The sequence below is a fragment of the Streptomyces sp. NPDC055078 genome, assembly GCF_053607985.1.
Genome location: NZ_JBSGUP010000319.1, coordinates 1 through 9,194 on the forward strand (window position 1 = coordinate 1; position 9,194 = coordinate 9,194).

Consider the following 9,194-nt stretch of genomic DNA (forward strand, 5'->3'; position numbering starts at 1 on the left):
CTCCCCACACGGGGGAGGGATGGCGCCTGTGGTCGGAGTGCCACCCGGCCTATTCGCCGTCGGCAGCTTCCAGTGCCCGCTCGATCTGCTGGTTCGCGCGCTGCTGGTTTCGGTGGATGGCCTTGGCGTAGAAGCGGAACAAGACTGCGATGCTGTGGCCTGCCCGGCGTGCGACTTCTGCCGGGGAGACTCCGGACTCAAGCCAGAGTGAGACGCCCGCGTGGCGCAGGGAGTACGGCACGTCAGCCAGCGGCGAGGCCGCTTCCGATTCGGTCAGCACCGCGAGTCGAGCCGCTTTCCAAACCTCCCCGTACTCTTTGGACAGCACATGACCGCCTTGGGCGGCACGGAACAGTCGGCCGTCTTCAGCGGTGCCGAACTCCTGAATGTGCTCGCGGATCAGGCGCACGAGGACTGGGGGAATCGGTACTGGCCGAGTCGCCTTGCGGGCCCTCTTCTTCAGTCCGCGCGTATCGAACGACTCGCCCGTGTCGGTCCACCCGGAGCCAACGCGGGGCATGCTCATCGACAGCAGCACTTCGCCCCAGCCCTCGTCAGGGAGGGTGAAGTCGTCCTTTCGGAGACCGGACGCCTCCCCAGGGCGGTTGGCCGCGTAGTAGAGGCAGCCGAGAAATGCCATCAGGTGGCGTCCACGTTCACCCTGCTCGCCAGCAGCTTCAATCAGCGCTTTCGCCAGCTTCGGGCCGGGGACAAACCGGAAGTCGATCTCGTCGTCAGTTTCAGGCGGTGTCCAGTCGACCTTGTCGAGGGGCAGGGTCGTCAGCAACTCCCGTTCCACCGCGTACCGGAGACAGTTGCTGAAGACGGTCCGCTTGCGGTTCACCGTGTTCTCAGCAGCGGCTGTGCCGTCTTGCTTCAGCTTCAGAGCGTCGAGCGCCGTACGCACCACTGAGGGCGTGTTCAGGGCGGTCATGTCCACGGACTTCCGGCTGATCCAGTCCAACGCCGCCACGATGTCGGCGGGCGGCTGCTCGACATCAAGACGGGCCCTCAGCGTTCCGTCGTCGCCGAGGACGAATCGGTAGACCCACGAGTAGAGAGCAATGCGGAGCACCTTGGGGGCCGGGCCCCCACGGTTGTCCTTGACCAGCTTCGGCGTGATGGTGGCCAGCGTGTCTGAGATGCTCGCGCGGTGCTTGGCCGAAGCGCCGGACCACTTCATCTCCGCATAGGCGCGGGTGTGGGCGTACCAGGTAGTGGAGTTGAGCGCTTGTACCTCCGAGGCAGGGAGGCCGGATTCCGTGTCGAACTGCTCGCGGTTGCGCAGGGCGGCCAGCAGCTCCGAGCGCCGACCGTCGGCTTGCGCCTTGATCTTGTAGCTCTTGGAGAAGGGCCGGGGGCCGACCCGCCAGCGGAGTTGATAGGCAGCCGCACGGTCGGGCCGCTTGCGGATGCTCCAGATCTGAACGTCGTAGGTCAGCACGCTTCCTGCACCTCGCAGGAGTCGAACCAGGTGTCGAGGTCGGCCCGGCGTATGCGGATCTGACCGTTGGGGAGCTTCAGGTGCCTGGGGGCCTGACCCCGAGCGCGCATGCGGTAGAAGGCGGCGCGGGACACTCCGATCTCTGCCAGCGCTTCGACCAGCTTCAGCGTCTGCCTCTCGGTCTTGGTCGGAGTGGTCACAGCCAGGGTTCTCCTTCTGTCTTGGCGCGTTCGGCAAGTTCGCGTGCTTGCGTGATGTCGTGGCGGGTCTGGGCGGCGAGGAGTTCTTCGCCAGGGCGGTAGCCGCTGCTGAGGTAGGTCCAGGAGGAGGCTGTGACGAGGGTGGTGTTCTCGTCGTTGACGGGGAGGCCGGCGCGGGTGCGGGCGGCTTCGGCTTGGGCGAGGCGCCAGGCGCGGCGTACGTCGCGGAGGGCGCCGAGCGTGGTGGAGTAGGCACGGGACTTGGTGGAAAAGTGGCCGCGGAAGCCGAGCATGTGAGCCCATTTCCAGAGCTTGAGTTCGGCGAACTCCGGTAGGTGGCCCAGGGCCCAGGCGGTACGGATCATCTGGCGGACGTGCTGTTGCACGGGCAGGGCCTTGATGGGCTCGGCCTGTCCGGTGCCGTCGCAGTCGGTGCACCGGTCGTGGAAGCGGTCGGGGCCGCGTACGTATCCGCGTCCGGCGCAGGGGCGGCACATGAGGGTGCGGTCTACGGTGCCCGTGCCTTCTGCATTCTTGGTGGCGTACTTGGCGACGTATCCGGCGATCTTGGCGTCTGTGTACTCGGCAACCTCGGCGTCCGTGAGTTCGCCACTCCCCAGGGCCGTGATGGGGTCGACCTTGTACCGGGTGCCCCAGGTGATGACGCGTTCCCCGGTGGCGGCGGAGGCGATGGTGAGCTGGGCGCGGTCGACGGCCAGGCCCACGACGACTTTCAAGGCGTCGAAGGTGGCCCAGGGTGGGGGCGGGGTGGTGTGGCCGTCCGGTCCGTCGAAGCGGATCACTGCGTGGAAGTGGACCAGGCCGCGCTTCTGGTACTCGGCGACCTTGGCGAAGGAGACGCGGAGAGCGGCGTTGAGCGCCTTCTGAGTCATGCCGAGGTGCTTGGCCAGGGCGCGGCGCAGGTAGGTGGTGAAGCGTGCCCAGAGTTGTCCGGCGTGGGCGTTCCACAGCACGGCGCCGGTGTAGTCGTAGGCGGCAGGGTCGAGCGGAGTGCCCAACACCTGGTCGTCCTCGGCGTGGTGGGTGCCGCAGCCGCAGGGGCGGGTTTTGCCCGCGCTGTCGGTCTTGTGGTTGTGGACGGGGCCGAAGGAGGGGGCGGTGAGGGTGACGAAGGCGCGGGGGTGGTCGCGGACGGTTTCGGGGACGTTTTTGCCGCCGGAGAGTCCGGCCTTGATGAGGTGGTAGGTGTCGGCGGCGTAGACGCGGGAGCAGGCGGGGCAGCGGGAGGAGCGGCGGTTGCCGCAGGTGGTCAGCAGGCGTCCGGAGGGTTCGTCTTCGGAGCGGTAGGAGCGGATCACTTGCTTGCTGGTCGGGTCGGTGGTGACCGTCCAGCCGTGGAGGTTGACGGGGCTGGTGCAGCCGCGCAGGTCGCGGACCTGTTCGGTGACGCGGTCGAAGTCGTGGGTGTTGGCCAGTTCGATCAGGTCCCGCAGGCTGGGGCTGATCACGTGGCGCAGGTCGAGGGGGCGGCGCATGGGGGCGGGGAGTCCCTTCTGGCACGAGGGGTGGAGCCATGCGGGCAGCAGCCGCGTTGGCGCGGCACGGTTGCTGCCCGCAGGCATGGCGAGTCGGACCCAGGGGAGGGCCGGTAAGGGTTGCCGGGAAGGCCGGCGGGAGTGTGGCCCTACAGGGCGGCGTGGAGTGCGTTGGCCATGGGGACGCCGATACCGAGGCGCATCTTGAGCTGTGCCGGGGTGATCGCGTCGCCGTGTTCGGCCTGGTGCGATGCGGCGATGGAGCGTGCTTCGGCCAGCAGCGGTTCAGGGACCTTGACCGCAGGCATGACCGGGGCGGGAGCCGACGCCAGTTCGGGTGTGACGGGCGCGGCCGGTTCGGCGGGCGGCGCCACGGCGGGTGTCTGGTCGGGAGCCGTCTCGGGCCCCGGTTCCATTGCGCATGGCACGGCACGGGCGGGGGTCGCGTTGCGGGTGACGGTATGGAAGGCGCGCAGGAGCTGAGGGCCGACCGTTCCCCAGCCGAGGAGGAGCAACGGGGCCACGGCGTCGACAGCGGCACGGCCGTAGTGTCCGGCCGCGATGGGTTCGGCGACGTTGAGAGCCAGGGTCAGCAGTCCGGAGAAGTGCATGAGCCGGTTTGCCGCTGTCATCTCGTCGGCAGGGACGCCGCGCAGGGAGAGGTAGCGCAGGGCGACCAGGAGGCCGAGGACGGAGAGGTCCACCATGGGTGCGATCAGCGGCGCGATGGGTTCTGGAACGCCCAGGCGCAAAGCCAGCGCCCATACGTTGCCGAAGGAGAAGACGAACGCGAGCAGCGCGATGACGATCATCACGGCCGTGACAGTGCGCTGAGTGATCCGGTCCTCAGGCATGAGGGTTTCACCTCCTTCCGATTGTGTCGGCGCGTTGTGGTCGATTCAGGCCGCTTCAGCGGTGTGCCCGGTTCCCTTGGCCAGGTCGAGGGGGCCGAGCTGGGCCGTGAGGATGTCGGCCGGGTCGTGGGTGAGGTGTGCGGTCTGCTGGGCGATGGCTGCGCTGTCCCTGCCTGAGACGAACGGCGTCCGGATGCGGGTGAAGCCAGGCTGCGACTGGTGGTTCATGGACGCGACGCCGACGTACGCACGGTCCTGGAGATTGATCGGGTTGGCGTCCGGCCATTCCCGGATGTCCTCACCGAGCGCTGCCACGGCCGCTTCGGCGGTCTTCTGCGCGAAGGAGAGGCCGACGGGGCACACGTCGCGGATGAAGGTCGGGATCGCGTCGCCGGTGGATTTCTGCGTGGCGAGGATGACGAGGATGCCCATGCTGCGGCCCTTCTTCACCAGGTCCTCGACGAGCCGAGCGTTCTCGGCGGCGAGCGCGGCGAGCTTCTTCGTCTTCGGGTCGCTTCCCTTGTGATCGCGGAAGTAGGTGTGCGCCTCATCGATGATCAGGGCCACGAGGGGCCAGGCTGCGGAGGGGCCGACGTCCCACATGCTCTGTACGCCGAGAATGCGCTCAGCGGCCGAGACGCGGGAGCGGCGCAGTTCCACCAGCCGCTTGAACAGGTTGTTGGCTTCTTCCAAGTCGTCACCAGCGAAGGCGAACATCCGCTGCACCAGGTGGGCATAGTCGCCTTCCCTGGCCGTCGAGACCTTGCCGTCCGCGCAAGCGAACTGCACGGCGGGTGAGGGTGCCCAGTCGGAGATCAGCCGGTTGATGAGCGAGGTCTTGCCGAAGCCGGGAAGACCGGCCACGGTGACGCCGGGCACCTGCGTGAGGTCCACGGAAACAGGCTGCGCGTACTCGTCCAGACCGATATCCCACCGCGCGGGCTTTTGCGGTATCTCCCCTGTGGGGCGGTGTTCGGTCTTGAACTTGAGCGGGTCGAGCCGAACACCCCGGATGACGACCTGGCCGGGCGTGTCCTGCGTGACCGCTACCCGCGTACACCGCCAGGCGTTGGCCAGATGCGGAGCTGCCTTCTGGAACTCCTCCATGCCCACGCCAGGCAGGCAGGTTGCCCGCGCGATCACGCCGTACGGGTCGTGTTTGACCTTGAGAGCCGGGACCAGGACGCGGGGCTTGATCGACTTGCCGTCCATGGTCGAAAGCGAGGCGAGCGCGGTCGGAGTCCTGTCCGTCGCCGCCAGCTTGAGCATCGGCGCGAGCCGCTTCCAGCCCCGCCGCACGCGCACGGCCTGCCGGATGGACAGGCGCGTCATGGGATCGGCGAGCAGGTAGCGGACTATCCACCACACCGCCCATCCGGCGAACACGGCCGCGACCGTCACCGCGACGAGTGGAGCCAGGCCGTACACCTCCTGCACAGACATTCACTGCTCCTTGTGTTCGTAGAGGAAGGTCGCGAGGGCCGATTCGAGGGCTGCCCAGTCCTCCAGGGCAGCGAAGTGGGGGTAGCCGGAGCTGACGAGAACGGCCGCCACTGAGTTGACGAGTGCCTCGGTGAACCGGGGGTCCGGCCCGGCGTGAGGCATCGGGTAGATGCGCTCAGCGCCGAACCGGAAAGCGGGGACGCTCACGCCGCTTTCTTCTCCGCAGCCGGAGCCATCAGGTCCAGGCGGTCAGCGCGGTAGGCGACGCCGTCCGAGAGCGAGCCGTTGAAGATCCGCGCCCACGGGGTGGCGAACAGCTCCACCGGCATGACCGGCATACCGGGCTTGAGGCCATTGGGGAGACCGGTCTCCGGAACAGTGATCTTCAGTGCCTCGGCGCGGTCGTCCTCCATGAAGAAGAGGGTCACCGTGTAGAGCTTCGCGCCGGTCTCACGGTCGGTGGCGAACTGCGTCTTCTCCTGGTCCGTGTACTTCGGCACCGGCAGGTTGCCGACCATGAACGACGCGGAAGGGAGCAGGCCAACGCGGATACGAGCCATGGGTGATACGTCCTTTCGGTTGGGCTCCGCCAGGGGGCGGGGCTAGATCCATTGAACATAGCTGACCTAGCATTGTCAAGTGACCGTGGTGAGCTAGGTATCAGCAGACATAGGCCAGCTATGTCAGTGGGGTGTGCTAGGGGGGCTAGGAGTCGCTACCCTGAGCACATGAGTTCCGCGCCAGAGAAGAAGCATGATCGTCGGCCGCCGTATCAGCACGCCGCCGACGAGCTTCGGCGCGACATCGTGAAAGGCCGCTTGAAGGCCGGGGAACAGATGCCGTCCATCCGTGAGCTACAAGCCCGCTTCGGCGTCGCCAACATGACCGCGAGGAGCGCCCTGAATGTGCTCCGGGACGAGGGCCTGATCTACACGATTCATGGGCGCGGCAGCTTCGTTGCCGACACCGCGTCCACCATCGATTACACCCCACCCGCCTGGTATCTGGGAAAGGAAACCAAGGGGGGGGAAGATATCGGAGAGGGGGAGGAGCCCGGCGACGCATCCGCCGGGGCCTCCCTCGCCGATCTACTCACCGCGCTACGAGACGAAATCCGCAGTCTCAGTGCGGAGCATCAGGAATTGCGGCGGGAAGTCGAGGAGTTGAAGGCCGCTCAGCAGTCGGAGCGCCACTCCTGAGCCGAGCGACTTCCTGCCGTAGTTCCCTGGATTCCCTGCGCAGCCGGCCGACCATGGCCGACATTTCCCGGATGAGCGCGGACATCTCTGCCGCATCCCGGATATGAATGCCGATCAACTCCGATTCTTGGTCGCCCATCCGCTTGGCCATGTCTCCCTGTCTCCTGCCGTGCTGTCGTTGCGTACCGCAGTCACTCAACCGCCGGAGGCTTGTCCGAAAGCTTGCCCAGCGGATGCCCACCACCGGATCGGGGCTTGCCCGCGTCGAGGGCAAGCCATCCTCATCCCTCCAACGCCACATCTACCAAGCCTCCGGCCACGGCGACAGGCGCGCGGCTCCACGGTCCCGCACGGCGGGCAGAAATCTTCTTCCGCTTCCGCCCGGCGGGATCTGGCCTCTCTTCCGCGCGCACACCATCTGTCCCTTCCATCGGTTTCGGTGACTGCCACAAGGGTCCGGACAATCGCCGGTTTGGCCAACCGGCACTTCGGTGCTAGGTAGGAATACCGCAACGATCGCCTTCCCGAGTTCGCCCGTAGAGGTGTCCGCAGCCTGACCCGTGTGACACCTCCACCCGATCTGTGACTCGGATCACCCATGTCGTCATCTCCGTGATTCACTTGCTATAGGTGCCGAAAGCCCTGCCGGTGTGACAGTCATCGAGCAGAAATCAGCTCAGCACTCCCAACTCCCCGAACCACTCCTTGAATCCGCTCCATTAGGTCACGAGCAGGCAACGGCCGGGTCGAGGAGTTTCCGTTCCCCCGCGCCAATGTCAGCTTGCAGTCCCGAGCCTGTGGACAAGTTTCCGCGACCCGCAGGGCAAACTATGATGAGCAGTCCATTGCGGTGCATATCGGAGCATGCTCCGCGAGAGCAGGTGCGGAGGGGAGGCAGCGCATCGCCACGTGACCGGCCAAGGCCCATGCGCAGCCGAGCTGTTCAGAGTTTCTTTACTGGATCAAGGCGGCCCGCTGTCGCGGGCCGCGCGCGCTGGCGGCCCCAGGCCGCCGCCGCTCCATGTCTTCGCCACCGCTCACGGCGGCCAACCCGCTCAGCGCACAAGTCCACGAGCGAACAGCCAGAACAGGGATCAACCCGACCCGTCGGAGCAGCAGTACCAGGCCGACACCCGCCCAGCGAGGCCACACCTCCCGACGGCCGCGGAGCTGCAACCGGCTGCAACCTGGCTGCACAGATGTCAGGGCTGGGGCGACCGGCTTCCACGGCTTTAGCCACCTCCCCGGCCGGGGCCCCGCATCGAGCAAGGCCAGGGGGCCCCTCGGACACATTGCGGGCAGGGGACAAGCCTGCCCGAGTAGCCGGACAGCGTACGGCCCCCTGACCATGCCCGACCCCCAACCGGGCAGGACACCGGCCAAAGCCGCTCCAGCCGGACGCGATCACGCCCGCGACACCCACCACCACAGCAAGCCAACCCCGCCGACCACACCGCAAACCGTTCTGTCCTTCCAACTCGACAAGTCCGCACCGAGGTTGGGACCGCGCCCGCATTCAGGCACGACGAACACCCCGGTACCATCGGCACTGGGGTCCTGAACAGGGCTTCCGTGACCGGACCATCCCGGATGCTGTCCAGGCCGAAGGGGTGGTCCGGTCTTCAGTTGTTGTGCATCGGACGCCGCCAGCGGCATCAACTGACGGATGGGGAACGCTCAGCTCAGGGCCTTGCCCACCTCGTAGACGGTTGGCCGGTCCTCAGGCGTGAAGCTGAGCATTGCCTCGATCAAACCGCCCAGATCCCCGGGTACGGTCACGGACCGACGCCTTCCGTCCGCGATTGCCTGCCGCTGTACCGGGCGGGGCGCGTCGTCGGGATACTCGACCGCTCGCCAACCGGTGGCGGAGATCAGCAGGGACGCGCCGAGGGCGTAGATGTCGGCAGCCTGCGTAGGTTCGGCTTCTCCGGTGGCCAGCACACTGCGTGAGATTTCCGGTGCCTCGTAGTGGACGAGGCACCCCCGGAACGGGAAGTCGAATCCCTCAGGAACGTGCTCACCACGGGCCAACGCGAGGTCGATGAGGTGCGTTCGCTCCGGTCCGACGATGAAGTGAGCCGGTTGCACATCCCCGTGAGCCCAGCCCGCCGCATGCAGCTCGGCCAGGGCTTCGACGCACCCCAGGACCACACCCGTATGCGGCTCGATGCTTGAGCCCTCCACGCGACACGGCTTCCACAGCCGGTACAGGTCCGGCCCCTCTCTCCAGGGCTGGACGTTCCAGGTCCCGCGCTCCCACTCCCCGTAGGCGATGTCATCGACACCGAGGCGATGGAGAACCGCACCTTCACGTGCGGGCGCGAGAGCGGTCCAGGGCTGGGCCGGCCATTCGGGCGTGGCCTCGATCGGATACCCGAGCTTCACCGCGTACCGGCCGCGATCGCCTTCCACGTCCCAGACCGAGGACCCCCGGCGGTTGAGTACGAGACGCTGAGAGATGGGCATGAGCGCGTCGCGCACCACGATCGGCAACTCTGGAATCAGGCCGGACAAGGTCGTTCTCTCCTTTCGCGGACGCGGCCGACCCCGAGCAGGGG

General features: G+C 67.1%; 9 protein-coding genes. 1 reads left to right on the forward strand and 8 read right to left on the reverse strand.

All coding sequences use genetic code 11. From position 1 onward, the window contains the following. Positions 1–49: 49 nt before the first annotated feature. The 7 genes from ACWF94_RS24260 to ACWF94_RS24290 form a co-directional block, all read right to left on the reverse strand. Complete coding sequence (locus ACWF94_RS24260; RefSeq protein WP_453492177.1) at positions 50–1,444, reverse strand: tyrosine-type recombinase/integrase; 1,395 nt, start codon at positions 1,442–1,444, stop codon at positions 50–52. Further along, on the reverse strand, positions 1,438–1,644 hold the full coding sequence (locus ACWF94_RS24265; protein ID WP_453492180.1) for a helix-turn-helix transcriptional regulator: 207 nt from the start codon (positions 1,642–1,644) through the stop codon (positions 1,438–1,440). The genes ACWF94_RS24260 and ACWF94_RS24265 overlap by 7 nt, the downstream gene beginning before the upstream one ends. Beyond that, the gene (locus ACWF94_RS24270; protein WP_453492183.1) at positions 1,641–3,140 is read right to left on the reverse strand and encodes a replication initiator; all 1,500 of its coding nucleotides are present in this window, start codon (positions 3,138–3,140) and stop codon (positions 1,641–1,643) included. Before ACWF94_RS24270 ends, ACWF94_RS24265 begins: the two co-directional genes overlap by 4 nt. A gap of 149 nt (positions 3,141–3,289) precedes the next feature. Beyond that, positions 3,290–3,994, reverse strand: coding sequence for a DUF2637 domain-containing protein (locus ACWF94_RS24275; RefSeq protein WP_453492186.1), 705 nt, complete (start codon positions 3,992–3,994; stop codon positions 3,290–3,292). A gap of 45 nt (positions 3,995–4,039) precedes the next feature. Further along, positions 4,040–5,437 carry an FtsK/SpoIIIE domain-containing protein gene (locus ACWF94_RS24280; protein WP_453492188.1) on the reverse strand — a complete coding sequence of 466 codons (1,398 nt, stop codon included), beginning with the start codon at positions 5,435–5,437 and terminating at the stop codon, positions 4,040–4,042. Further along, positions 5,438–5,644, reverse strand: a complete 207-nt coding sequence (locus ACWF94_RS24285; protein WP_453492191.1) for a hypothetical protein — start codon at positions 5,642–5,644, stop codon at positions 5,438–5,440. It abuts the gene before it with no gap. After that, a complete protein-coding gene (locus tag ACWF94_RS24290; protein WP_453492194.1) occupies positions 5,641–5,997 on the reverse strand; it encodes an SCO3933 family regulatory protein in 357 nt (118 codons plus the stop codon). The genes ACWF94_RS24285 and ACWF94_RS24290 overlap by 4 nt, the downstream gene beginning before the upstream one ends. A 168-nt stretch (positions 5,998–6,165) precedes the next feature. On the opposite strand from ACWF94_RS24290, the gene ACWF94_RS24295 reads away from it, so the two are divergent. Further along, complete coding sequence (locus tag ACWF94_RS24295) at positions 6,166–6,636, forward strand: GntR family transcriptional regulator (protein ID WP_453492197.1); 471 nt, start codon at positions 6,166–6,168, stop codon at positions 6,634–6,636. Positions 6,637–8,313: 1,677 nt separating this feature from the next. On the opposite strand, the gene ACWF94_RS24300 is transcribed toward ACWF94_RS24295, so the two are convergent. Then, positions 8,314–9,150, reverse strand: coding sequence for a protein kinase (locus ACWF94_RS24300; protein WP_453492200.1), 837 nt, complete (start codon positions 9,148–9,150; stop codon positions 8,314–8,316). Positions 9,151–9,194: the final 44 nt, after the last annotated feature.

Bases quoted from the DNA above. Each gene is read 5' to 3' on its own strand.
- ACWF94_RS24270 (WP_453492183.1), bottom strand. From the start codon at position 3,140: ATGCGCCGCCCCCTCGACCTGCGCCACGTGATCAGCCCCAGCCTGCGG.
- ACWF94_RS24295 (WP_453492197.1), top strand. From the start codon at position 6,166: ATGAGTTCCGCGCCAGAGAAGAAGCATGATCGTCGGCCGCCGTATCAG.
- ACWF94_RS24275 (WP_453492186.1), bottom strand. From the start codon at position 3,994: ATGCCTGAGGACCGGATCACTCAGCGCACTGTCACGGCCGTGATGATC.
- ACWF94_RS24280 (WP_453492188.1), bottom strand. From the start codon at position 5,437: ATGTCTGTGCAGGAGGTGTACGGCCTGGCTCCACTCGTCGCGGTGACG.
- ACWF94_RS24290 (WP_453492194.1), bottom strand. From the start codon at position 5,997: ATGGCTCGTATCCGCGTTGGCCTGCTCCCTTCCGCGTCGTTCATGGTC.